Annotated in this window: 7 protein-coding genes; all 7 read right to left on the bottom strand. The window is 69.8% G+C overall.

Annotated elements, in window-relative coordinates; genetic code table 11:
• Position 1 precedes the first annotated feature (1 nt).
• A complete protein-coding gene (locus tag H7H34_RS08725) occupies positions 2-2,020 on the bottom strand; it encodes a TonB-dependent receptor (protein ID WP_185924950.1) in 2,019 nt (672 codons plus the stop codon).
• Positions 2,017-3,282, bottom strand: a complete 1,266-nt coding sequence (locus H7H34_RS08720) for an MFS transporter (RefSeq protein ID WP_185924949.1) — start codon at positions 3,280-3,282, stop codon at positions 2,017-2,019. Before H7H34_RS08720 ends, H7H34_RS08725 begins: the two co-directional genes overlap by 4 nt.
• Before the next feature lie 125 nt (positions 3,283-3,407).
• On the bottom strand, positions 3,408-4,178 hold the full coding sequence (locus H7H34_RS08715; protein ID WP_185924948.1) for a thioesterase II family protein: 771 nt from the start codon (positions 4,176-4,178) through the stop codon (positions 3,408-3,410).
• Positions 4,178-5,818: a thioesterase domain-containing protein gene (locus H7H34_RS08710; RefSeq protein ID WP_185924947.1), complete on the bottom strand. Its 1,641-nt coding sequence runs from the start codon at positions 5,816-5,818 to the stop codon at positions 4,178-4,180. The genes H7H34_RS08715 and H7H34_RS08710 overlap by 1 nt, the downstream gene beginning before the upstream one ends.
• A complete protein-coding gene (locus H7H34_RS08705) occupies positions 5,808-6,932 on the bottom strand; it encodes a Gfo/Idh/MocA family oxidoreductase (protein ID WP_185924946.1) in 1,125 nt (374 codons plus the stop codon). Before H7H34_RS08705 ends, H7H34_RS08710 begins: the two co-directional genes overlap by 11 nt.
• Positions 6,922-13,581 carry an SDR family NAD(P)-dependent oxidoreductase gene (locus H7H34_RS08700; protein ID WP_185924945.1) on the bottom strand — a complete coding sequence of 2,220 codons (6,660 nt, stop codon included), beginning with the start codon at positions 13,579-13,581 and terminating at the stop codon, positions 6,922-6,924. The genes H7H34_RS08705 and H7H34_RS08700 overlap by 11 nt, the downstream gene beginning before the upstream one ends.
• A gap of 35 nt (positions 13,582-13,616) precedes the next feature.
• Entirely contained in the window at positions 13,617-26,198 is a 12,582-nt protein-coding gene (locus H7H34_RS08695) for a non-ribosomal peptide synthetase/type I polyketide synthase (RefSeq protein ID WP_185924944.1), read from the bottom strand.
• Positions 26,199-26,244 lie beyond the last annotated feature (46 nt).

The following is a 26,244-nucleotide window of genomic DNA, read 5'->3' as shown; positions in this document are numbered from 1 at the left end:
CTCAGAACGTGATCTTGAGGCGGCCGCCGATCGTGCGCCCCTGGCCAAGCTGGTAGACGTTGCCGAAGCCGGCGCCGGCGGAGTCGAAGCCGTAGACCGCGTAGGTCTCGTCGGTGATGTTGTCGACGTAGAAGTCCGCGACGACATGCTCGCCATGCTTCCAGGACAGCCCCGCGTCGAGCAGCGCATAGGCGCCCTGCCCGACCGTGTTCGCCTCGTCGAACCAGGTCTTTCCGACATAGGTGACGCCGGCGCGCGCGGTCAGGTCGCCGAAGTCGCCCGGCAGGCCGAACGTGTAGGCCGCAGTCAGGTTGGCCGTGACATCCGGCGCATAGGGCACCTTGTTCCCGGTCAGGTTGACGCCCGGATTGGCCGGATTGTTGTAGCTGCTGAAATAGCTGTCGTTGAAGGCGATGCCGCCCGACAGCATGAAGGGATCGACCGGCTGCCAGCGCGCCGTCAGGCTGATGCCCTTGCTCTCCACCTCGCCGACATTCTGCAGGTACTGGCCGGTCACCGGACCGACCGACAGCTGATAGTCGTCCGTCATCGTGAAGTAGACGGAGGAACCGAGTTCCAGCGTGTCGTCGAACAGGCTCGCCTTGATGCCGGCTTCATAATTGTAGCTGTGCTGCGGCTGATAGGAGAAGCCGATATTGGCCGGCGTCACCGCGCGGGTGAAGCCACCGGCCTTGAAGCCCGTGCTGAACAGCGCGTAGACGAGCACGTCGTCCGTGACCTTGTAGCTGGCGCCCACCTTCGGCGAGAGCGCGGAGAAATCCGCGCTGTTCGTCTGGCGCACGCCGGCAAGGGTCGTCGCCGCGTCCACCTCCTCGTAGTCGAAGCGCAGGCCACCGGTCAGGTCGATCCGCTCGGTCGCATGCCAGGTCACTTCGCCGAAGGCCGCGTAGGAGCGGATTTCCTGGTGCGAGGCCAGGGTCGAGGCGGGCACTTCGCGGCGGAAGTCGAGATCCTGGAAATAGAGGCCGGCGACATAGTCGAACATCGCCCCTTCCTGCGGATTGGAGGCGATCCGCAGTTCCTGATTGAACGTCTCCTGCCATTCGGGCGTGTAGGAGCCGAAGATCGTGCGCAGCAACGAGCGATCCTGGTAGCCGGTCAGCGAGGTGATCGTCGCCGGGCCGAGATCGTAGGAGGCGGTCAGGCCGTAGCTGTCGGTCGTCAGCTCGTAGTGGGAGGGCACGGGCAGCGAGATGCGGCTGTCCAGCATCGACTGCATGACAAAGCGTTCCTCGTCCGAGGTCCGCTCGCTGCGACCGTAGGAGAACATGATGTCGAGCGGGCTACCCACCGGCGCATAGCGCAGGCGTGCCTGACCGGCCAGCGTCTCGCTGTCACCGGTCCGTTCGCCAGTGACCATGTCGCGCATCTCGCCGTCCTCGCGCTCGGCGCTGAACCAGGCATCGCCGTAAAGGACATCCTCGATCAGCGCTCCGCCGAAGGCGACGCCGCCCAGCACGCCGAGGCTGTTCACGTCGATCACCGTGCTCAGGAAATACTCGTTCTCCGGCTTGTGGGTGACGACGTTGATCACGCCGCCGATGGCGTTGCGGCCGTAGAGCGTTCCTTGCGGGCCGTAAAGCAGCTCTACCCGCTCCAGCGTCTGCGGCAGCAACTGGCTGAACAGCGCCTGATCCTGCGGCAGCCCGTCGACATAGAGCTGGGTCGCCGGATTGTAGAAGTCGACCGACGACTGGCCGCGCACGGTGATGCCGGAATAGGCCCGGCTGGAGCGCTGGCGGATCAGCACGTCCGGAAACACCCGGTCGATGCGGTCGATGGTGGAGAAACCGCGCTGTTCCAGCTCATCCGCTTCGACAGTCGCGACCTCGCCGATCGCCTCGAAGGCATCCTGCAGACGCTTGGTGGCCGACACGAGAACACGGGGAAGCAGCGTCGGCTCGCCCGCCATGGCAGCGTCCTGCGCCTTGGAGGGGAGCGGCCGGAGGACGGCAGCGATCGCGAGGAGGGAAACGCCCAGCAGAGCACGGCTTCTCATTGTTGATTTCCTTGTATTTCCAGTGCCCCCTCAGCGGCGAGGGGCAGGTCCGAGGCAATGGAGTGGCGCCGGGCGAGAGCCGCACCGGCAAGAAGCAGAAGAGCGGCAAGGGCGAAGACGGCCGCATGTCCGAAGGCCTGGCCGATGAAGCCGGCGGCGATGCCGAAGGCGATGGCCATCACCGCGTCGGCGCTCTGCAGCAGGGCGAAATCGGTGCCGGCCTGACGCGGCGAGCACCAGCCGATCATCACCGCATAGAGCGCGATCATCGATGTCGCCGCGGCCGCGGATTGGGCAAGGATCAGCGGGGCGACCAGATCGCGGGAGACGATGCCGGCCCACACGCCCGCCAGCGCCAGGAACAGGGCGGCGTTGGCGAGGGCGGCAAGCATCAGGGCGCGCGCGGACGGACGGCGCAGAAGCGCCAGCATGGCAAGCGCGGCGACAAGACCGGCGGCCGCACCGCCCGCCCCCTTGAGCCAGCCGACATCGGCGAGCGTCAGGCCCACATCGACCAGGAACGGGCCGATCAGGGCGATGCCGAGACGCAGGCCCGACTGGTAGACGAGCATGAAGCCGAGGCCCCGGCGATATTCGGGCCTGCGGAAAGACGCCGAAAGACGCGGGCGAAACGCCGCTTCGTCCAAAGGAACAGGCACACCGTCTTCCAGTCCGCGCGCCGCGACGGCCGGGATCGTCAGCACCACGACCACGCCGGCCATGAACAGCATCGAGGCCTGCCAGCCGAACGCGGCATAGACCGGCAACCACGCGCCGACGCCGAGCAGGAACCCGACATAACCGCCGAAGACCCCGGCACTGCTGACGGTGGCCCGGCGGCTTTCATCGACCACCTCGACCGCCAGGGCGTCGGTGGCGATGTCCTGGGTCGCGGCGAACACCGCAACGCCCAGCAGCACGCATAGCATCAGCTCGAAGTGTCCGGCCGGCGACAGCAGCGACAGGACCGCGAAGCTCAATGCGATCAGTGCCTGGCACACGAGTAGCCAGGATCGCCTCCGGCCGAGGCGGACGACACAGAACCGGTCGACCAGCGGCGCCCACAGGAACTTCAGCGCCCAGGGCAGGAACAGCAGCGACAGGAGGCCGATACGGTCGAGCCCCATCCCCTCCTCGCGCAGCACGGTCGGGAGACCGGTCTGCACGAGGCTGCCGGTGATGGCCTGTGCCGCGTAGAGCCCGATGAACAGGCTCAGGATCTTGAAAGTGAAGACGCCCGATGCGCCTGATTTCGATGTCATGAAGTGCTTACCCCGACCACATTCCGGCCTTAATTGCCCCCGGCGAGGCCCGCCACCCGGATCAGGCCCGCTTCAGCCCTGATCGGGACTGTTCGTGCCTCCTGGGGCGAACCGTTGCCCGCATGTCACGCAAGCCCGGCATGGCAGCGCAGGCGCGCGAGAATGTCGGCAAGCACCGACGGCTCGGAGAGGTAGAAGTGATCGCCCGGCAGATCCGCCCGCGCGAACCGCGATCCGCAGACCTCCTGCCAGGCATCGACATCGGCCGCCGATACCTCCAGGTCGCCCTCGCCGCGCAGGGCCAGAACGGGACAGCCGATCCTCGAGCCCGCGCGCGGCGCATAGGTTTCGGTCAGGGCGAAGTCCGCCCGGATCGCGGGCAGGAAAAGCTCCAGCAGCTCTTCGCTCTCCAGCACCTCGTCGCGCGTGCCGCCAAGGCGCCGCAGCTCACCGATCAGCATCTCGTCGGCCATTGCATGGCGCCAGGGCGCCGGCGTCGGCAGCTGCGGTGCGCGCCGGGCCGAAGCGATGAGGCCGGCCGGCGGCAATCCGCGCGCCTGCAATGCCAGCGCGGCCTCGAACGCGACCAGCGCCCCGAGACTGTGGCCGAACAAAAGGACGGGCCGCCCTGCAGGAACCGCTCCGCACAGCGCCGGAACCAGGCCGGCAAGAAGCTCGCCGACGGTGCGGGAGGCGGGTTCGGCAAATCGACGGCCGCGGCCGGGCAGTTCCACCGGGCACACATCCAGATCCGCAAGCAGCGGATGCTCCCGCCAGCCGTGAAAGAACGATGCCGTCCCGCCGGCATGGTGGAAGACGAAGAGCACGGCCCTTCCCCGCCCCGTCGGCAGGCCGAAGGGGAACCACGGCGAAACGGCTCGAACGGGCGCGTTCATCATGCGACCTCCGCCTGTCGGGAGCCCTGGCGCAGGCGCGCTGCGACCGCCTCCTTCACCACGCCGGCGACGGTCGGCGCATCGTCGCGCGCCATGAAATGTCCGCCCTCCAGCCGGCGATGGGTGAAGCCTCCCGCCGTGCGCGGCCGCCAGCTTTCCACCGCCTCCTTTGAGACGAGCTCATCGCCGGTGGCGGACAGCGCCAGCATCGGCGCGCGGATCACCGCCTCGCTGCGATAGCTCGCCGCCATCGCGGTATCGCCCTCCATCGTCGTTTGCAGCGCCGACAGCATCTCGCCGCTCGACAGGATGTTCTCCGGCGTTCCGCCGAGCAGCCGCAGCCGCGTTTCCATGCCGTCCTCGCCGAAAAAGCTGCGAAGATCCGGCAGCGGCTGATGCGGTCCGGGACACACGCCAGCCACCACCAGCAGCGGCTGGCAGACGCCTTCCTGCTCCAGCCGGTGCGCCAGCTCGAACGCGATCTTGCTGCCAAGGCTCCAGCCGAGAAGAACGAGCGGCGTGTCCCGGTAGGGTCTCACCTTCGGCAGCAAGGCCTCGACGGCCGCCGACAGCGAGGTGAACGGCGGCTCGGCGATCCGTCCCTCGCGGCCGGGCAGCTGCACCGGCGAGACCTGCCAGTCGCGCGGGAACCGGGCCTGCCAGTTCTTGAAGGCCGAGGCACCGGCCACCGCATGGGGAAAGGCGAGGATGTTGACGTCGGCGCCTCGTCTCGGCCCGCCGAACGGGAACCAGTCGGCACGCTCGGCAAGCGAGGCGCGCGCCTCGCCCAGCAGCGCATCGATCCGCGCCGCGCGCCTCTCGAGCGGGCCCGTGTCCACGCTTCCGCCCGGGTCTTCGCCGCGCCGCCAGCGGCAAAGCAGATAGGCGATGGCGCCCCGGTCGAGGCAGTCGTACATGGCCGAGCCGGGTGCGGCGAAGTAGTCCTCCACCTCTGCCGCGCCCCTGCTGCCGGCAAGGCGCGACATCAGCCCGGCGGGCATCCGGTCGCGCGCGCGGCACACCTGCCGCGTCACGTCGCGCAGGCTCTCCAGCACGAAGCCCATCTCCTCCATCGTCTCGATGAACGGGCCGACCAGCTCGGACGGCCAGAGGTCGCCGTGCAGGAACAACCCGCCGGGCGCCAGCACGCGCCGGACGTGCTGCAGGAAGGCGCCCATGTCCGGATAGGCCCCGGAGGATTCCAGGTTGAGGACGACATCCTGGCTGGCCTCCCCCAGCGGCAGCGCACAGGCATCGGCCACCTGCAGGCGGACGCGTCGCCCGGAGAGCAACCGCCGGGCCCCGGCGATGTTGTCGGCGCTGAGATCGAGCCCGATGGCCGACAGTGGGCGGAACCGGCGCAGGACGACATCCAGCGCGCCACCACGGCCGCAGCCGATGTCCGCAACCCGCAGACCGTCGAGCGAGACGGGACCCACCAGTTCGGCGACGAGACGCTCGCACGCCTCGTTGGCGCCCGGCTGCACAAGTCCGGGAACGGCACCGTCGGCAAGCCCGGCAATCGGCTCATAGCCCCAGTTGAGGAAATGCGCGTGCCCGTCGAGCCCGGCCTGCACGAAAGCCTCGTCGAGGGCGGAATAGGCGCTGCGGGTGCGCTCTGCGACCGGTTCAGTCGGCATCGGTGAGGGTCCTTGCGAATTCAACGGGATCGGGATGGGGCGGCGGCGGCACCGGCATGGCGCGTTCGCGCGGCGGTCCGGCCTGGCGCAACACGGTCAGCCAGGCCTTGCCGAGGTCGGCGAGATAGGCGTCCGACTGCCAGGGCACGCTGCCCGGCGCCTCGATGGCGCAGCGCAGCTCGGCGAGCGCATGGCCGATCGCCTCGGGAAATTCGCCATGCACCACGTCCCAGAACGGCGCGCCGGCGGGCGAGCCCAGCACATGGGCGCTCGGCTGCGTGAAGTGGCGACAGCCGGCATGGCGCTCCGGCGACAGCAGATAGGAGCTCGCCTCGCCGTCCTGCCGATAGTCGGGCGCATAGAGCGAATGGCTCCACACGACGGGGCCGAAACTGTTGACCAGATTGACCGCGCCCTCGGGCCAGCCGACCGCCATGCGGTGCATGACCAGCGAGTGGTGATCCGGGTCGGACGGGTCGAGCCAGGATTGCAGCATCAATGAGAAGGGAATGCCGCCGACCCGCCCCTGGAAGGCATGGAACGGCAACGCCTCGGACGGCGGAACCAGAGGGCCGAGGCATTCGAGCCCGGCCAGCGAGCCGAGGCTGCGCCCCAGGCTGTCGAGCGCCGAATAGAGCAGCTGCGGGCTGGTGGTGACTTCGGCAAAGGCCGCCGGGGCCCGTTCGCCCGCCGCGCTCGCATAGGCGATGAAATGCCGGAACGCCGGCAGATGCGGGTAGAAGCTGTTGACGTGGTAGCGCACGCCTGCGCCCTCCGCCTGCCGGCGCAGCGAGGCGACCTCTCCCGGATGCACGGGGTGCTCCTGCAGCACATGAATGCCGCGCTTCAGCAGTGCCTCGGCAAGGCGGCTGCCGTCGCCGCCGAACAGCGTGGTGCGGACAACGACGCAGGCCACGTCGATATCGGCCGGCAGGTCCGCAACGTCCCGATAGAGCGGCACGTCCAGATGAGCGGCGAGCGCACGCGAGCGAGCGCCCCCGCGCGCCAGGATGCCGGCCAGGCGGACATCCCCGCCAAGCCGTGCGATGGCGGCAAGGTAGTGCTCGCCGAAGCAGGTGCCGCAGACGACGACGTTCAGCACCTCACCCGACATGGCCAAAGCCTCCGAGCCAGGCGCGCAGGGAGCTGGCGCCCTCACGGGGCGCACCGGTACCGGCGAACTCCTCCAGCGGCAGCGACCATGCCTTCTCGCCCTTCGCGAGGATCGCCATCACCGTATCGAAGACGGATGCGGCGAGCCCTTGCGGGAACAGTCCGGAGATCTCGTCGATGTTGCACAGCAGCTCGCGCTCCTCCTCCAGCACCTGGAAATGCAGCGCCACCTGCGGCTGGGCCGCGTATTCATAGGCCGGCATGCCGAGCAGCGGGTCGGCGCTTTCCGGCAGCGCATAGGCCTGCCGCACGCCGAGCAGCGATGTCATCGCCACCGGGAACATCAGCGTCGGCAGGTCCTCCGCCGCAGTGTCGTCGGCGAGCCCTCCGCACAGCAGCTGCGACAGGTTCTCGCGGATCGCCGCCTCGGTTCGCTCCATGAGATCCCCGAAACTCGGCGCCCCCGCGAAATCGAACGGGACCGCCATTGCCGCGCTCGCCTCGCAGGCGATGTTCATCGCTTCCGCATGCAGCGGCTTGCGGTCGGGATAGGCAAGTTGCAGGGAGAAACGCTCCGTGTCCGCCGACCACCTGCGCAAGCCGGCGGCGAAGGCCGCAAGCACCAGCGCCGTGCCGGAAACGCCCCGGCCGGCCGCCGCATCCCGGACCGAAAGCCAGGACGCGCGGTCGAGCGCCCGGCGTTCGATGGCGAACCGCGGCGGCAGTGTTTCGGGCAGCGCGGCAAGCGGCAGGTCCGGCGCCGGCGGCAGGGCGGCAAGGCGCCTGCGAGCCGCTGCGCGTGCCTGTTCTGCGGCCTGCGTCTTTCCCACCAGCGCCATGCCGCGCATGTAGTCAGTCGCCGCAAAGCTCAGCGGCGGCAGCTCCTGACCGGGCGCCCCCACATGGCGACCAAGCTCGCGCAACATCACCTGGAAGCTCTCGATATCGAGGAAGGTCGTGTCGATGTCGAAGTGCAGGCGCAGGCGCCCTTCCGGCAGCAGCGACGCGCGCCATTCGAAAAACGGCCAGGCGGACAGGTCGAACGCCTGTGCGCTCATGCGCCGGCGGGTTTCGGCAAGCCGCTCCTCCCGCTCCGCGTCGGTCAGGCCGGAGAGGTCCTCGCGGACGATCGGAGGAACCGTCTCGACATCGGCCGGCACCGCCCTGCCCTCGTCATCGACGGTCATGCGCAGGGCCGGGTGGCGCTGCACGAACCGGGCCCAGGCCTGCTCGAAGGCGTCGAGGTCGAAGCTCGCCGTCTCCTTGTCGTATTCCACATACATGTGCCGGGCGGTGCCGCCGAGCGGTGCGCCTGCCCGCCGGCCCAGCCACCATGCCCGCTGGAGCGGCGACAGCGACCAAGTCATGCCCGGGCGTACCGGTACCGGCGCGAGATCGCCATTCGCGAGCAGAAGCCCCTGGCGGCTGGCGGACAGTTCCGCGAGCGCCGCCCGCAGCGATCCTGCCTCCGCGTCCTCCCGCGAACCGCCCTGCGAGCGGATCCCCTCGATGAGCGCGCCGACCGTATCGAAGCGCATGGCCGCCTCGCCCGACAGCCGCAGCCCGGTCTCGGCGGCAAGCCTTTCGGACAGGTCGAGAAACAGCAGGGAGTCGAGCCCCAGGTCGATCAGCCGGCTCTCGGGGCGCACCGTATCCGCAGGCAGCGAGAGAAGATCGGCGATCAGGTTCATGACGATGGCTGCAAGGTCCGCGCCCGCCGCCTTCGGCGGGAGCTGGCCACCAGCCTCAGCGAGGTGCCGGGCAAGCGAGGCCGGCGTCTGGTCCTGCAAGGCGAAAGCTGCCGAAAGCTCGAGCCCCAGTTCGCCTTTCACCGCCTGCGCGAGTTCCAGCATCATCAGGGAATCGATCCCCAGCGACAGCAGGCTGGCCTGCATGTCGATCCGCTCGCGCGGAAGAGCGAGCAGGCTCGCCAGACGGTCGACAAGCCAGGTCTCGATGCCGACAGGTTCGACAGTATCCCCATGCGCAAGTGCCGGCTCGCGGGCCGGTGCGGCCTGCGCCATTCGCGACAGGGCCGGCGGCAGTCGCCCGCCCGCAGCACCCGCCAGGGCCTGCCAGTCGACATGCAGCGGGCTTGCCACCGCGTGGCCGAGGTCCAGCGCCGCTTCCATCAACGACAGCGCCTCGTCCGGCGCGAGCGTCAGCATGCCCCGGCCGGCAAGGTCCTGCGCCAGCCGTACCCGCTCCGCGCGCCCGTCACCCCAGAAGCCCCAGGCAAGCGCGGTCGCTGCAATGCCGTCCGCGCGCAGCGCGGTTGCAAGTCCTTCCAGAGCGGCATTGGCAATGGCGTGCGCGCCCTGGCCCGCCGGGCCGAAGACGGTCGCGGCCGATGAAGCGAAAACCACGCGCCTAGGCGCCAGCCGTGCGATATGCCGGCACAGGGCTTCGGCCGGCCGCAGCTTGGGCGCCAGCACCCGTTCCAGCGCGGCAGCATCCAGGGAGGCGAGCGGCCTGTCCTCCAGATGCCCAGCGAAGTGGAAGAGCGAGGCGAGCGTCCCCCCTTCGATGGCCGAGAGCAGCCGATCCGTCGCGGCCGCATCGGCCAGATCGATGTTGCTGTCGACGGCCACCTCGACCCCGGCAGCAGTCAGCGCAGCGATCCGGGCCGCCTCTGCCTCCGACGGGGTGCGGCGAGCGGCGATGCGGATGCTGCGCGCACCTTTTCCGGCCAGCCATTCGGCCGTTGCAAGGCCCATCGGCGACAATCCGCCGAGCAGAAGATGCAGGCCGTCCGGCTCCACTCCGAACGAGGAAGGAGCTGCCTCCTGCGCCATGAGGCGCGGCACGAAGCGCCGCCCCCGGCGCAGGGCGACGACCGCCTCGCCGTCCTCGACCAGGCAGGCCCGATGCAGCGCGTCCTCGCCATGGCTGCCGTCGTCATCGACGAGTCGCAACGCCAGGCCCGGATATTCCTGCGCCGCCACCCGCACGAGACCGGCAAGTCCGGCCATCAGCGGCGCACAAGGCCGGTCCCAGGGCACGGCAGCCAATGCCCCGCGCGTCAGCAGCACGATCCGGCAGCCGGATTTCGCCGCCGCAGGCAACAGCGCAGCCAGGGCGGCAGAGAGAGCGGAAAGCGACCGCCCCTCGTCGGCCTTTGTGAGATCGACAAGACAGGTATCGCCGTCGCCCGCATCGGCCGGCAGCGAAAGCTCGGTTTCGAACGGGATCACCGCCGCGACACGCCCCGCGGACACACGGGAGTTGGCAGCCTCCCAGCGCCAATGGCAGAGCTGGGGGCGTGTCGCGGCGGCGGCCGGCCGGACCCTGCGGAGATTGTCGATCCACAGGACCGGCCAGTCCGTTTTGTCGAAGACGGCAATGCCCAGCCCGCCAGCGTCGTGCGAACGGACGGACAGCCGGCCGCCCGAGACATCGGTGCCGGTGCCGCTCACCGCATCGGCGACAAGCGGTCCCTGCCCGTCGAACCCGGCCAATGCCGGACGCAAGGCCTCGGCAAGCGATCCGGCGACGGCGGCCGCGTTCTCGCCGGGCATGGGCGGCAGCGTGGTCCCGGCAAAGCGGGCGGGCCTTGCCGCGATCACCTCCGCCCCCGTTTCCGTTGCAAGGGCAAGTTCGGTCTCGACACTGGTCCAACGCAGGGCCTGCGGTTTAGCTGCGGGGACAAGCCGCACGCCCTCGAACCGCCAGAACCCGTCGCCGGCCCGTGCGGCGAGCCCGGCGATCAGGCCCGCAGCATCGGTCGTCGACACCGTCTCCGACCGGTTTGCGAGGGACGTGGATGCCACGGGCGCCGCCGGCTTCCCGTTGCGGGCAAGCAGGATCGTCTCGCCGATGGCGCCGTCCTTCTGCCCTTCCGGCGGGAAGGACGACCAGTCGGACCACCCGGCTCCGGTGAGGAAAGCCCCCCAGCGGGCGAGCGAGGGGAACAGCTCGCCGCCGCGCGCCTCGATATCGTCGAGCACCGGCACCAGCGGACCAAAAATGAAGTCGAACAAGGGCTTTGGCTGCGAAATCTCACGCATCAGGAGAACGCCGCCGGGCGCCAGAAGACCCCGCACATCGGTGAGCACTCGCGTCAGGTCGCGGCCGTTGTGCAGCACATTGGCCGCCACCACGAGATCGTAGCTGCCCGGTTCGAAGCCCTGTGCGGCGAGATCCTTCTCGATATCCAGCGTCGCGAAGTCGAGGAACGGAAAAGCGGCGAACTTGTCGCGGGCCTTTCGCAGGAACAGCGGCCCGATATCGGTGAAGGTGTAGCGGGTCCGCCGTGCCGGCAGGACTGGCAGCAGCGCGGACGTGGTGCCGCCGGTTCCCGCGCCGATTTCCAGCACGCGCAGGGGCTTGCCCGCCGGCAGTGCCTCGACGATGGCCGCGACCGCATCGGCGGCAAGATCGTTGAGGAAGACGCTGTCGCGCTGGCGCTCGTACATGTCCTCCACGTCGTCCATGGCGGCGGACGGGAACACCAGCGAGACCGCATCCACCGTCCCGGTCAGCATCTGCGCAAGCTGCGGACCGACGCGGGCGACCATGCCCGTCAGGCGGCGATAGCCGCGCCCGGCCATGTCGTCGAGCAGCGGGGCGGCCTCGGCCATCGGCGGCACTTGAAGCGCGCCGAACCTGTCTCCCTCGCGGCGGAGCACCCCCTCGTCCACGAGATCGCGCAGCAAGCGAGCGGTGAGCTGGGCGTAATGCGGGAGAATGCCGCCCGCCGCCATCGCCTCCTCCACCGTGCGCCAGGCACCGTCCGCAAAGACGCCGAGCCTGTCGAAGGCATGGGCGACATGGATGGCGTGCAGGCGGGCGACGGCCGCGCCTTCCGCGTCCAGCGATGACCAGTCGTGCTCGGCCGCGCGCAGGCGCGAGGCCTCCTGGAGACTGGCCACCAGTTCACCCCAACCGTCGTCCCTGCCCTCGCGAGCACCTGGCCGGGCGATGCGCCCACCGACGCGCGGAGCAACGGGGGCGATGACGCGCGGTCCTGCAGGGCCGGCGGGCAGCTCAGCCTCCGTCTCCGCCAGGCCGGCACGCCAGCACGGCGCCGCCGCGTCCTTGTCCTGCACGAAAGCTGCGTCCTCGCCGCCGGTCCGGGCGAACAGCGACAGTGTGCGGGCAAGCTCCAGCCCGTTGCCGCCGCCGATCTCCAGCCGCGCGCCCCGGGCGCCTTTGTGCTGGCGGGCCAGCGTTTCGCAGTAGCGCGGCAGCTCGCCCTCGTAGGCGCCTTCCAGAAGCAGATCGGCATGGGCCTGCGACAGCGCCCGCAACCCCGGCAGATCCGGCGCCGACAGGGCCAGCTGCAAGGGACCGTCGGCCTTGAGCCGTGCCGGCTTCAGCGGCTCCGGCAGGTCCTCCACGATCACATGGCAATTGGTCCCGCCGATGCCGAAGGAGCTGACGCCGGCAATCCTCGGCCCGTCCGGCCAGGCCTGCAGCGCCTGCGGCACCATGAAAGGCGTTGCGTCGATCTCCAGCGCCGGATTGGGCTTTCGGAAATGCAGGCAGGGAGCGATGAGGCCGGTGCGGACGCTGAACGCCGCCTTGATCAGCGCGCCGATGCCGGCGGCGGTGTCGAGGTGCCCGGTATTTGCCTTCAGCGCGCCGAGCGCGCAGGGGTGACGGCGCGGCGTGTCGCGGCCGAAGGCCTCGGCCAGCGCATTCAGTTCGATGGGATCGCCCAGCGGCGTTGCCGTACCGTGGGTCTCGACCATGCCGATGCTGTCGGAGGTGACGCCGGCCAGCGCCATCGCCTCCTCGATCACCGCCCGCTGCCCGGCCAGCGAAGGCGCGGTGAAGCCGGCCTTGTCGGTGCCGTCATTGTTGACCGCGGATCCGCGAATGACCGCGAGGATGCCGTCGCCATCCTCCAGCGCCCGGCGCAGCGGCTTCAGCAACACGACGCCGACACCGTTGCCGATGAAGGTGCCGGACGCCTCCGCATCGAAGGGCCGGCAGGTCCCGTCGGGCGAGAAGATCATGCCCGGCTGGTGGAAATAGCCGGCGGCCATCGGAAAGGTCAGCGCCGCGCCTCCGGCGAGCGCCAGATCGCATTCGCCGCTGCGCAGCTGTTCGCAGGCCACATGCACCGCCACCAGCGAGCTGGAGCATGCCGTCTGGACCGTCAGCGCCGGCCCGGTCAGGCCCAGCTTGTAGGCGGTGCGCGTTGCCAGATAGTCCTTGTCGTTGCCGATCAGCCGCTGGAAGGTCCGCGACTGGCCGGCCGACAGCACGTCCTCCGGCTGCGGCATCGAGAAGGTGCTCATCCGCGCGGAGCCGAAGACGCCGACCCGCATGCCGGCCACCGTCTCGGCCAGCCCCGCCATGTCCAGCGCCTCGCGCGAGCAGGCAAGGAACAGGCGCTGCTGCGGGTCGATGGTCGCGGCCTCCGCCGGCGAGTAGCCGAACAGCTCCGCATCGAAATGCTCGGCTTCGTCGACGACGCTGGCGACGGGAACGAAGTCGTCCCGCTCCAGCAAGGACGGATCGAGCCCGGCGGCGGCAAGATCCTGCGCCGTCACCCGGCGGGACAGCTCCTCGCCGTCGGCAAGGCGCTGCCAGAAGGTGAAGGGATCCGCCGCGCCCATGAAGCGGCATCCCGCCCCGATGATCGCGACCGGTTCCACGTCCTGATAGATCTCGGTGAAGAGGCTCATGTCGAAAGCGCGCATGGGACGTCCTGAATGAAGTGAAGGGAGATGGCGGTTCACAGCTCGCGCACCCGGCGCCGGCGCTCGGCATTGGCCCGGCCCGCCGCCCGGCGCGTGCCGGCACGCCCGGCCTCGCCGGCAAGGGCCGGCTCCGGCGCCCCGAGGTGCCCGGCGAGTGCCTGGACGCAAGGGTGGGCGAACATGGCGACCACGGGGAAATTGCGCGCCAACGCCTTGCGCAGCTTCTGGTGCAGCCGCAGCAAGGTCAGCGACGTTGCCCCCAGCTCGAAGAAGCTCGCCTCCCGGTCCGGCGCGCCGATGCCCAGTTCCTGCGCCAGGAGATCGGCAATCAGGTCGGCAATCTCGCCATCGACAGGCGCATCGACTGCAACGGCCGGTTCCGCCTCCGGCTCGTCATCGGCTGCGTGCGGCAAGGCGCCGGCAGCGACGGGATCGACGGCGGGCAACAGGGCCTGCCACGCGCCCGGGTCGGCGGCGAGATCGGCCAGCATCCGGCAATAGGCGTTGAACACGCCTTCGATCCATTCGGCATCGAACAGGCCTTCGACATGGTCCCAGTTGAAGGCGAGCTCGCCGTCCCGGTCGACGACCTGGTGGTCGATCCACACCTGCGGCGTCTGGGTGATGCCGCCGGTGAAGCGCCCCAGCCAGTCCGCCGTGCTGCCGTCCGATGCGGTGTTGTCGACGCCGACGCCGCTGGTGAACACCACCGGAATGGCGAGGGCCTGCGCATCCGTGCCGCGCCTTGCCGCCTCGCGCATCACCCGCACCGCCGAAACGCGGGCATGCTCCAGATCCTCCATCAGACGGTCCTGCAGGCGCCGGGCGGCAGCGGCAAAGCCATCTCCCGCCTGCGCCTCGAACGGCACCAGCAACAGCGAGGTGAAGTCGCCGACCAAAAGGTCGATCTGCGGGTGGATCGGATCGCGGCGGAACAGCGTCAGGTTCAGACTGAAGCGGTCGCCGCCACCGCCGCCGCGAAGGCTCGCCGCATAGGCGGAGAGAAGCGCCGCGTTGGGAGACAGGCCGGCCGCCGCCGCATTGGCGCGGAAGGCTGCCCAGTCGTCATGGGAGAGCGTTCCGGCAAGGCGTGCAAAGCGCGGCGGCGTCAGGTCCTCGGGCTTGCGCTGCAGGGGCAGGCTCGGCGCCGGCGGCAAGTCCGGCAGGCGGGCGAACCAGTGTTCCAGGCTCGCCGCATGGGCGGGCGAGCTTTCCTCGCGCTCCCAGTGCAGCACCACATCGCGGAACGACAGGTCCAGCGGCGGCAGGACCGTTGCGCGGTCGCGCGCAAGCGCTGCCCATTCGGACAGGATCATGACCATGCTGCGCCCGTCGCAGACGAGATTGTCGAGACTGACCAGCAACCTGACGCCGCCGCCATGCTTGGCCATGCGCACGTCGAACAGCGGCCATTGCGCCGTGTCGTAGACCCGGTGGCTCATCTCCCGGCGCTGACGCTCCAGCCAATGCTCGAGCGCTGCCTCGTCGCCTTCCGTCAGGTCCGACGTCATTGCCGAGAAGACCGGAACCTGCGGCAGGATCCGCTGGTTGCCCGCCTCGTCGATCACCGCCCGCAACATGCCGTGACGCTGCACCAGCCGGTTCCACGCCCAGCCCAGCGCTTCTGCGGACAGGTCGCTCACCTCAATTTCCGCGAAGATGTGGGTCGACACCCCGCCCAGCGGGAACACGGGCTGGCGGCCGATGAAATAGGCCTGCTGCACGTCGGTCAGCGGGAACGGCTCGAACTGAGCGTGCGGATCGACGACAAGCGGCACCGGCGCATCGTCCTGCATGTCCTGACCGCTGTCGCCGAACCCGTCGAGATGGGCGGCGAGTTCGGCAAGGTCCTGCATCGCGAAGATGGTGCGCAGCTTCACCTTGTGTCCGAAGACGGCGCGAATGCGTTCGGCCATCCGCACGGCGATCAGGCTGTCGCCCCCGGCCGCGAAGAAATTGGCATCCCGCCCGACCGCATGACCGAGGAGCTCGCTCCAGATCGCGGCAAGCCGGCGTTCGCTCTCGCTGCGCGGGGCGGCGAGCGCCTGTTGCTCCGGCGCGACCTCGCCCGGCAGCGGCAGGCGCTTGCGGTCCACCTTGCCGTTGGCCGACAGCGGCAGCGCGGCCAGCGGCACCACCTGGCGCGGAACCATATAGGCCGGCAGCAGTCCTTCCAGATGGCGGATCACCCGTTCGGGACGGAAGCGCACCGCCGGATCGGCGTTGCGGGCGGCCAGCACGGCGAGATCGCCGTTATCGGCAGGGTCGAGAGCCATGGCCGCGTCGAAGCCGGCCTCATCGAGGCTCTGCGTCCAGGCCGAAGCGGCCATCAACGGCAGCCCGCTCTGCTTGCGTCCGTCCGCCAGTCCGGCAAAGCCGCGTTCGATCACGCCGGCCGTCAGGTCGATCATCGGACCGTTGACGGTCAGTTCCACCGCCAGCAGGTGCCCCGCCGGTTTCAGCAGCGAGCGGACGGCAGCCAGCACGGTACCGACATCGCGCGCCCGGTGCAGGGCGTTGAAGGCAAGCACGACATCGAAGCTGTTGGGTTCGAGATCCGGCGGCACGGTGCCTTCGGGATCGAACACCACGGTTGCCGCCTGGAGCCCGCCCGGCAGGTCGCGCAGGGCGTCTGCCAGCAGCAAGGGCGAGGGATCAGCAAGCACGAGATCGACACGCGTGTGCGCAGGCAGGTCCCCCGCCGCCTCTACCAGCCCCGCCAGCCAGTCGCGGGTGGCAACGCCGGCGCGGGCGCCGATCTCGAGAACGCGCAAGGGCCGACCGGCGGTCTCGGCCATGGCCGCGAGCGTTTCGCCGATCCGGCGATGGGCATCGACCGCGCAAGGATGCAGCCGGGCCAGACGTTCGGGACTGAGATCGGCCCCATCCGCGTAGAAGAGTTCCAGCGGATCCGTCTCGCCGCGCAGCACGGAGGCAAGCTCCGGCACCAGCGCCTTGACGCGGGAGAGCAGAGCGGGGGCGAGCCCCGCCTCGCCGGCCCGGCGCTCCATGTCCCCCCAGGATAGCGGCAGCACGCCGGGCGCGAACCGCTCGCCCTCGCGTCGCACCACGCCGAGCCGCTCCAGATGGGCGAGCCAGCGCGGGAGCAGCGGGCTGAACTCCGCCGCAAGTCCAAGTGCGGTCTCCGCGTCCTGCTTGTCGAAGGACTTCTCCCCCTCACCCAGCAGCCCCGCTCCGGCGAAGAGATCCGCAAGCATCCGTGCCGCAAGCCCGGCCTGCCAGTCCGCATAGGCACCGGTCCTGCCCTTCGGCAAGGCGACGGCTGCCATGCCGCCGGCAAGCGTATCCCCGAGGGACGCGGCAATCGCTTCCGCCTCCACGGGATCGGCGGTCAGGTCCTCGTGGAAGTCCGGGTGAGTGCCTTCGAGCCGAAGCCATGCGACCAGCCGGCGTCCGCGCTCCTGCGAGCCCACGACATCGACCACCGCGTCCCTTATCCCCGCATGACCGGCCAGAGCGGCCTCGATGTCCCCGAGTTCGATGCGATGGCCGGCGATCTTCACCTGGGTATCGCGGCGGCCCAGGAACTCGATGACCCCGTCCGGCCAGTAGCGCGCCATGTCGCCGGTCCGGTAGAGCGGCTCGCCGTCCGGGTGCCGGATGAACGCGGCTTCGGTCCGCTCCTTGTCCCCCTCATAGCCGAGCGCAAGACCGACGCCCCCGATATGCAGGTCGCCGATCACCCAGTCGGGTCGATCGCGCAGGCGCGTATCGAGCACCCGGTAGCTCTGGTTGGACAACGGTGTGCCGTACGGGATCGACGTCCAGCCGGGACGCACCTCCTCCACCTCGAACCAGTTGGACCAGATCGAGGCCTCGGTCGCCCCGCCCATGGCGATGAGCCGTGCGCCCGGCACCCGCTCGCGCAGGATCGCCGGCAGTTTCAGCGGCACCCAGTCGCCTGACAGCAGGACGAGGCGCAAGCTGGAAAGGTCTGCCTCCGTCTCGCCGAGCAGCAGGTCGCAGACCGCCGGGACGGAATTCCACACGCTGACGCCGTGGCGGGCGATCAGCTCCGCCCAGTGCGAGGGATCGTGCGTTCCCTCCGGGTCGGGCAGGACGAGCGCCGCTCCGGCCGCGAAACCGCCGAAGAGATCGTAGACCGACAGGTCGAAGCCGAGCGCCGAGAAACCGAAGATGCGGTCGTTTTCATCGACGCCGAAGCGGGCGTTGATGTCGAGGACCGTATTCGAGGCCCCGCGATGGTCGATCAGCACGCCCTTGGGCGTTCCGGTCGAGCCGGAGGTGTAGATGACATAGGCCTCGTCGGAGAGAGCGCGCCCGCTCGCCGGACCCGCTTCCTCGAAGTCCCTGCAGGCATCTTCGTCGGCGGGGATGAGTTTCCCGGAAAATTCCGGCAGCCGCCCGATCAGCCGCGTCTGCGTCAATGCGAGCCGGATCCCGCTCGTCTCCACGATGCTGGCAAAGCGCTGCGAGGGGATCGCCGGATCGACGGGGACATACACGCCGCCCTGCGACAGGATGGCGAGGCAGGCGGCGGCCTGCTCGGGGCCCTTCTCCATCAGCACGGCGACACGCTCGCCATGACGGATGCCGGCCTGACGGAGCCCGCCGGCAAGCTTGCCGACCCAGCCGGCCAGTTCGCCGTAGGAGTAGGACCTCACCCCGGAAATCAGCGCCAAAGCTTGCGGCCTGGCCTGCGCGTTGCGGAAGAACGGGGCATCGAGCAGGTCGAGCGGCAACTCGCGTGCTGTCTCGTTGACGGCACGGCGCACCTTTCTCTGGTCCTCGGGCCTGAGGTCGCCGACCGGCTCGCCCCATGCCTGCGCCTCGTCGGCCAGCCGCTCCAGCACCGCCCCATAGGCCGTGAACATCCCTTCCACGAGTCCCGCCGGGAACAGCCCGTCGACCACGTCCCAGTTGTAGACGAGCCCGCCGTCCTGCTCGCCCGCCTGATGGTCGAGCCAGACCTGCGGCGTCTGCGTGATGCCGTGGACAAGCCGGCCGAGCACGTCTCCTTCCGACGTGCCCTTGGTGGGGTCCTGCATGCCGAGCTGGCTGGTGAAGACCACGGGCGCTGCAAACTGCCGGCCGGAGCCGCCACGGTTCAACTCGCGCAGCACGTCGACCGCGCTGAAGGTCCGGTGTTCCAGCGCCTCGAACATGCGCCCCTGCACCTCGCGCAACCGCTCGCCGAGCGGCATGGCCGTACCGAAGTCGAGCGGAAGCAGGGTCAGGCAGGTGAAGTCGCCGACCAGCCGGGGCACGTCCTCGTGGAGGGCGAGACGGTCGAAGATCGTCAGGTTGAGCGAGAAGCGCGCCTGGTCGCTCCAGGCGGCGAGCACCTCGCCGAAGACGCCGACGAGAAGGCCAGCCGGGGTCACCCCGACCGCGCGGGCCTGCGCCTTCAGCGCCTCCCAGCGGGACGCGTCGAGACCTGCCTGAAGCCGGGAAAAGCGAGGCACTCCGATATGTTCCGGCGCACGCGCCAGCGGCAGCTGCGGACCTTGCGGCAGCTCGTCGAGCTGCGCCATCCAGTAGGCGCGGTCGATCTCCTGGCGCCGTTTGCGCTCCGCATCCGGGGCCGATTTGGCCAGGACATAATCGCGGAAGGAGATGGTGAAGGGCGGCAGGCCGGCGGCCTCGGGCGAGCCTGCAAGGTAGAGCGCCTGCCATTCCTGCCAGAGGATCTGGCTGCTCATCGCATCGTTGATAAGCATGTCGATGGAAATGTGCAGGCGGTCGCGGCCGCCGGGCATGCGCGTCAGGCGGATGTCGAACATCGGCCAGGCCGAGGGATCGAGCACCTGATGCGACAGGGTCTCGCGCATCTCCAGCAGGTGATAGGCGATGCGGTCCGGATCCGCGTTGGAAAGATCCGTTACCTCGATGCGATAGCGCGGAACCTCTTCCAGAATGCGCTGGCGGCCGCTGTCGTCGACGACCAGCCGAAGCGCGTCGTGGCGGGCGATCAGCAGGTTCCAGGCATCCTCCAGACGGGTCACGTCGAAGGGGGTATCCGGCTCGGTCTCAAGATAGGCGTGGCAGGCGATGCCCCCGAGGACATGTCTCGGATCGCGCCCCACCCAGTAGGCGTATTGCAATTCGGTGAGAGGGAACGGCTCGTGGCGGGCATTGGGATCGGCAAGGATCAGGCCCTGCCCGCCGCTGCCGGGCAACGTGTCCCCGCCGCCTGGAGCCGGCTCCGCCTCTCCGGCGAGGTCGACGAGGTGGGCGCGCAGCCGGCCAGGCGTCGCGTTCTCGAAGATCGCCCGCAAGGGGCAGGCAAGACCAAGATCGCGGGTGACGATCCGGGCAAGGTCCATCACCAGAATGGAATCGAGGCCGAGGCCGATCAGGTCCGCCTCGTCGGTCAGAACCCCGGCATCGACCTTCAGCACCTCGCGCAGCGCCGCATCGACGAAAGCGCCGACCGTCTGGCGACGCTCGTCTTCCGACAGGCGCGACCAGTCCGGATGCTCGCCCTCCACCGGCCCGGCAAGCGCCGGCGCGACACGGGCCAGCAAGTCGCTGCGCCCGAAGGCGCGATAGAGCGGCGCGAAGGCCGGCCATTCCACATCGACGGCGACGACATTGCCGCCGGGTCCCGCGACGAGCCGGTTCAGCGTGGCGATGCCGCGTGCCGGTTCGAACTTGTGGATGCGGGCCCGCCGCAGCAGGTCGAGAAGGTTATCCTCCAGGTCGGAGAGCCCGCCCTTGCCGCCCCACGGCCCCCAGGCGATGGACAAGCCGGGCAGACCACGGGCGCGGCGCGAGCGCACAAGGGCATCCTGGTAGGCATTGGCGGCGCCGTAATGGATCTGGAGGCGCGATCCCCACACGCCGGAGATGGAGGAAAACAGCACGAAGACCGCAAGATCGGTGCGGTGCTCGGTCAGGCGGTGGAGCACCGCCGAGCCCTCCAGCTTGGAGCGCAAAACGGCCGAGAAATTCTCCTCGCCAAGCTCTTCGAGCGTGTCGAAAAGGCCTATGCCGGCGCAATGGAAGACGCCGCGCAGCGGCACGTTGTCCCCGTCGATGCCGGCAAGAACGGCGGCCATCGCCGCCTCGTCGGCGACATCCGCCTCGACATGGCGAATGTCGACGCCGGCAAGCCGCAAACGCTCATGGGCGGCGCGGACCCTTGGTCCCGGCGCACTGCGGGCGGTGACGACGATGTGCCGCACGCCCCTTGCAGCCAGCCACTCGACCACATGGGCACCGGTCGCGCCGGCCCCGCCGCACACGAGATATGCCCCGTCGACCGGCAGGTCGCCGGTATCTTGCGAGGCCGCGGCCTCGAGCGGCGTTATGCGCGGCGAGAACCAGCCGTCGGCACGCGCCTGCAGCATGTCCTGCTCTTCGAAAACGGCATCGAGGCGCGGCAGGAGCTCCGTGAATATCCCGGCGGGATCGCATCGCGGATCGATGTCGACAAGCAGGATCTGGAGATCCGGGCATTCGATCGAAAGCGAGCGCGCCGCCCCCCAGAATGCGGCCTGAAATGGCGCATTCGTGCCGTTTTCGCCCTGCGCTCCGCAGGTCGGGAGAAGGATGCGGAATTTTTGCGAAGTCGACTGCAAGGTTTGAGAAAGGCGTATCAACCTCCACAAGTTCGAGACGCAGGATGCAGGGTCCGCGGCCTCCCCTTCGACCCCGAACCCATCGAGCCAGACGATCGGCTGTTCCGAATTTCCGGCGAATTGCTCATCGCTGCCGCAAGCGGCGATCTCCCGCCCCGGCGCGGCCGCGCGAAGTGCGCGGACAAGGTCCGGCGACCCGCCGACGGCAAGCAGCGGAGCGCCGGGGACAGATGCGGCGGCGGGCGCAGCCGGGGGCAGTTCGACCTGCTCCCACTCCACCTGGTAGAGCGGCAGCACGCCGGAGCTGTCGCGCCCCGGGGCCGGAAGGGCGGCACGCGTCGGCTGCGAGGCGCTGTAGTCGAGCCAATAGGACTTGTGCGCGAAAGGGTAGAGCGGCAGCTGCGAGGGCCGCGCGCGCTCGCCCCGGAACACGGCCGCGCGATTGGCATCGACGCCGCGCCGGTAGAGCGCGGCAAGGCTGCGGCGCAGCATCAGGCCGCCGGCATCGTCCGGCGCGGCGCTCGCCAGGAACAGCGCGCCGGTCAGATCGTGGTGCTGGGCCTCGCGCTGCGACAGCATGGTGAGCACCGGCCGGGGGCCGATCTCGACGAAGGTGTCGAAGCCGGCCTCGAAGGCGCGGGCGAGCGCCTCGGCATAGCGGACGGTGCGGCGCGCCTGGGTGCCCCAGTAGTCGGCGCCGGGCGCCCGCTCCAGTTCCGCCCCCGTGACGGTGGAGAAGACCCGAAGGCGCGGATCGCCGAGAACGATATCCCCGGCGACCTCGGCAAAGGGCGCCAGCATCGGCTCCATCAAGGCCGAGTGGAAAGCGTGCGAGACATGCAGGCGGCGGGCGCTGACGCCCCGCCCCTCCAGCATGGCGGCGAGCCGGTCCACCTTGTCCTCGCTTCCCGCAAGCACCGCATCGGCGGAGGAGTTGACGGCGGCGAGCGACAGGCCGTGCTCTTCGGCAAGAGCCTCGGCCTCGTCCTGGGGCAGGCGCACGGCGAGCATCGCGCCGGCCTCGGGGAGCTCCTGCATCAACCGGCCGCGACGGGCGATGATGCGGGCTGCATCATTGAGCTCCAGCATCCCGGCATGAACAAAAGCGGCGAACTCGCCGATGGAGTGGCCGATGACGGCGGCGGGCTCGATGCCGAAGGCACGCCAGAGCCGGGCCAGCGCGAACTGGACGGCGAAGAGCGCCGGCTGGGCAAACTCCGTGCGCCGAAGCTCGTCCTCGCTGGCGGAGAAGACGAGATCGCGGATCGAGCGGCCGAGATGCGGCTGCAGGGCAGCGTCGGCGCGGTCGAAGGCCTCGCGGAAGACCGGTTCGGCCTCGTAGAGCCCCCGGCACATGGCCGGATATTGCGCGCCCTGCCCGGTGAAGAGGAAAGCGACGCGGGCGGGTGCAGCCGGACTTTCCTCGCAGACCGCGCGCTCCAGCTCGGCAACGAGCCCCGCCGCATCGCCGGCGGCGACGGCGATGCGGTGCCCCGCCTCATGGTCGCGGTGATGGGCGGCCGCGTTGACCAGCGCGCGGGCGTCTGTGCCCGGTTGCGACAGGCGCTCGGCGAAGGCGCGGCGCAGGCCGTCCGCCGCCTCGCGGCTGCGGGCGGAGAAGGCAAGGAGCAGCGGCGGCTTGCCCTCCGCTTCGCTCCCTTCGGTCTCCTGTGCGCGCTCCAACGCCCGTTCTGGCTCCTGTTCTGGCGCCTGTTCCAGCAGGATGTGACCGATGGTGCCGGCAAAGCCGAAGGAGGTGACGCCGGCGCGCCGGAGGGAACCCCGGCGCGGCCAGTCGGTCGCGCGGTCCGGCACCACGGCCGGGATCTCGCCCAGGCCGATCTCCGGATTGACCTCATTGAGGTGGAGATGCGGCGGCATCTGCCCGGCCTCCACCGCCAGCACCGCCTTGATCAGGCCGGCGATGCCGGCTCCCGCTTCCAGATGGCCGATATTGGTCTTCACCGAGCCGAGATAGAGCGGATCGTCCTGCGGCCGGCCGGCGAAGACATCGCGCACCGCGCGATATTCGATGGGATCGCCGAGCCGGGTGCCGGTGCCATGCAGCTCCAGATAGTCGATATCGCCGGGCGTCAGGCCGGCGCGCGTCAGCGCCGTCTCGATCATCCGGCGCTGCGCGGCGGCATTGGGCGCAGACAGGCCGGCACTGGCGCCGTCCTGCGCCAGCACGCTTTCCAGCACGACGGCCCGGATCGGGTCGCCATCGCGCAGCGCGTCGGACAGGCGCTTCAGGACCACCATGCCGAGCCCCTCGCCGCGCACATAGCCGTCCGCCGAGGCATCGAACGTCTTGCACCGCCCGTCGGGGGCCAGCATGCCGGCGCGCGCCAGCACCACGTCGATCTCGGTCAACATCTGCAGCTTGACGCCGCCGGCCAGCGCCACCCCGCATTCGCCAAGGCGCAGCGCCTGGCAGGCGCTGTGAACGGCGGCATGGGAGGCGGAGCAGGCCGTGTCGACCGCAAGGCTCGGCCCGTGCCAGTCGAAGAAGAAGGAAAGCCGGCCGGCGGCGGCGGCAAAGGCCGTGCCGGTGCCGTAATAGGGATCGAGGTGGGAGCGGTCGCCGGTGGCGAAGGGAATGTGGCCGTAATCGCCCGTGCCGATGCCGATGAAGACGCCAGTATCCGTGCCGGCAAGGCTTGAGGGGGGAATGCCCGCATCCTCCAGCGCATGCCAGGCGGCCTCCATCAGCAGGCGCTGCTGCGGATCGGTGTTGATCGCCTCGCGCGCGCCCATGCCGAAGAAGGCTGCGTCGAACCCGTCGACGCGGGTGAGGCAGGCACCGAAGCCGGGGATCTCCGGTTCCGGGGCAAAGCGCGCGGGGCTGAGCGGGCGCACCGCATCGCCGCCCTCCATGAGGAAGGACCAGAAGCGCGCGGGATCGTCGAAGTCCTCATCGCCTCCGGGAAAGAGGCAGGACAGGCCGATAATCGCCAGCGGCTCGGCGCGCGGGGCGGAACTGGATGCGGCTCGGGCATCGGCACGGGAGGCGGCCGACGTCTGCGCAGGCTCGCTGTCTGCCTGTTCGGCGCGGGCCAGCCAGTCGGCAAGCGATGCCACCGTCGGATGGTCGAAGAGCAGTCCTTCGGGCAGCTGGCGGCCGAGCCGGGCCTCGAGCGCGGCAATCGCCTGCGTCGCGGCAAGGGAATCGAAGCCGAGAGCGAAAAGGCTCGCCTGCGGGTCGATCCGGCGCGCCGAGCCGAGGCCGAGAGCGCGGGCGGCAATCTCCGCCACCAGCGCGCGGTAGCCGTCCGCTGCCGGCGCCGGCCGGGAGGCCGGCTCGTCGGCCACGGGCGCCACCGCAAGAACCAGCTCGCCGGCAAGATAGGCGCGGCGCATCTCCGCCCGCCGGACCTTGCCGCTGGTGGTGCGCTTCAACGTCCCCTTGCGGATGAGCACAACATCGGCGAGCGCCAGGCCGTGCTCGCGCGCGATCACCTCGCGGATGGTGCTTTCGACCTCGCCCGTATCGAGGGATCCGTCGCGGCGCACCTCCTGCACCAGCACGACCGCCTCGCGCCCCTGTGCGTCCTCGACGGCGAAGGCCGCCGCTGCGCCGCCGACGATGGCCGGATGCGCGCCGACGAGACTTGCCTCCAGGTCGTTGGGGTAGTGGCACTGGCCGCGCAGGATCATCATGTCCTTGAGCCGGCCGGTCACATAGAGATGGCCGTCCTGCAGGAAGCCGAGATCGCCGGTGCGCAGGAACGCATGCTCCGGCGCACCGTCGGCGGGAACCGCACGGAAGGTCGCCGCGCTGGCCGCCTCGTTGCCCCAGTATCCCCAGGCGATCTCGTCGCCGCCGACCCAGATCTCGCCGACCCGCCCTTCGGGCAGGGTCTCCAGCGTTTGCGGATCGACGATCCGCACGTCTTGACCGTCCGTCTCCGCGCCGTTGGAGACATAGATGCGCGAGGCAGCCGCCGCCGCCTCCGCGACCGGAACGACGCGCCCCTCCTCCAGGGCGGCGGTATCGACGGCGAGATGGCGCGGGCCGGCGGGCTCGAAGCCGGTGGTCACCAGCAGCGTCGCCTCGGCAAGACCGTAGGCCGGGCGGATCGCCTCCGGCCTCAGCCCATGCGGGGCGAAGGTGTCGCGGAAGGCCGCGACCTGGCGCGGCAGCACCGGCTCGGCGGCGGGAATGAAGCTCTCCACCCGGCTGAGATCGAGATCGGCGCAGCGTGCAGCGTCGTAGCGCTCGACGCAGGCATCCATGGAGAAGGCCGGGCACGGCATCATGCCCGCCCCTTCCGCCGACGCCACCTCAAGCCAGTGGAGTGGATCGGCGACGAAGGAGGTCGGCGACAGGACCACGGCCTTGCCGCCGGCCACCAGCGGCGCCAACACCCCCATGATCAGCCCCATGTCGTGATAGAGCGGAAGCCAGCTGACGACGACGGGCCGTTCTTTCGGTGCCAGCAGGCGGGCGATGAAGCGCAGGTTGCGCATCAGGGGCGCGTGGCCGTTGATCACGCCCTTGGGCTCGCCGGTGGAACCAGAGGTGTATTGCAGGAAGGCGGTGTCCGTGCCGCGAAGGGGATCACCCTGCCACGCGCACCGCTCGCACGGCGCATCGAGGATGAGGACGCGAGCCCCGGCCTCCTGCGCGAAGGCCTCCAGGTCGGCCTGCGACTGGCGGCGGATCTCCTCAGTGGTGACGATGAAGGCGGGCCGGCAGTCTGCCGCTATCGGGCCGACCTTGCCGAGCACCCGGCGGACCCGCGAGGGACCCGGCAGGTTGACCGGAACGCCGATGAAGCCGGCCTGCATGCAGCCCAGCAGCGCCACCACGTAGTCGATGCCGGAGGGCAGCAGGATCAGCACCCGCTCGCCCCGGCTCCCCTTTTCCGAAAGCCGCGCGGCGAGCGCCCGGGCGCTCGCCGACAGCTGCGCATAGGTGAGCGTCACCGGCGCGGCGCCAGAGCGGGCGCGGAAGTCGAGCGCGATCTCCTCCCCCCGTTCCCCGGCCCAGTGCGCAATGGCATCGACCAGCGTTTCGACGGCGGGAACCTCAGGCGAGACAACGGACATGCGTAAACTCCAGCTGACCTGTCGCAGTGCGATAACCCGCTGTTTT

Source organism: Stappia sp. 28M-7 (assembly GCF_014252955.1).
Taxonomy (GTDB): domain Bacteria; phylum Pseudomonadota; class Alphaproteobacteria; order Rhizobiales; family Stappiaceae; genus Stappia.
Note: the sequence above shows the minus strand (reverse complement) of the source record. Positions and strands in the feature narration are given on the sequence as shown.

What these genes read in the sequence shown, in the direction of transcription:
- H7H34_RS08725 (WP_185924950.1), bottom strand. Translation starts at nt 2,020, where the DNA reads ATGAGAAGCCGTGCTCTGCTGGGCGTTTCCCTCCTCGCGATCGCTGCC.
- H7H34_RS08720 (WP_185924949.1), bottom strand. Translation starts at nt 3,282, where the DNA reads ATGACATCGAAATCAGGCGCATCGGGCGTCTTCACTTTCAAGATCCTG.
- H7H34_RS08715 (WP_185924948.1), bottom strand. Translation starts at nt 4,178, where the DNA reads ATGAACGCGCCCGTTCGAGCCGTTTCGCCGTGGTTCCCCTTCGGCCTG.
- H7H34_RS08710 (WP_185924947.1), bottom strand. Translation starts at nt 5,818, where the DNA reads ATGCCGACTGAACCGGTCGCAGAGCGCACCCGCAGCGCCTATTCCGCC.
- H7H34_RS08705 (WP_185924946.1), bottom strand. Translation starts at nt 6,932, where the DNA reads ATGTCGGGTGAGGTGCTGAACGTCGTCGTCTGCGGCACCTGCTTCGGC.
- H7H34_RS08700 (WP_185924945.1), bottom strand. Translation starts at nt 13,581, where the DNA reads ATGCGCGCTTTCGACATGAGCCTCTTCACCGAGATCTATCAGGACGTG.
- H7H34_RS08695 (WP_185924944.1), bottom strand. Translation starts at nt 26,198, where the DNA reads ATGTCCGTTGTCTCGCCTGAGGTTCCCGCCGTCGAAACGCTGGTCGAT.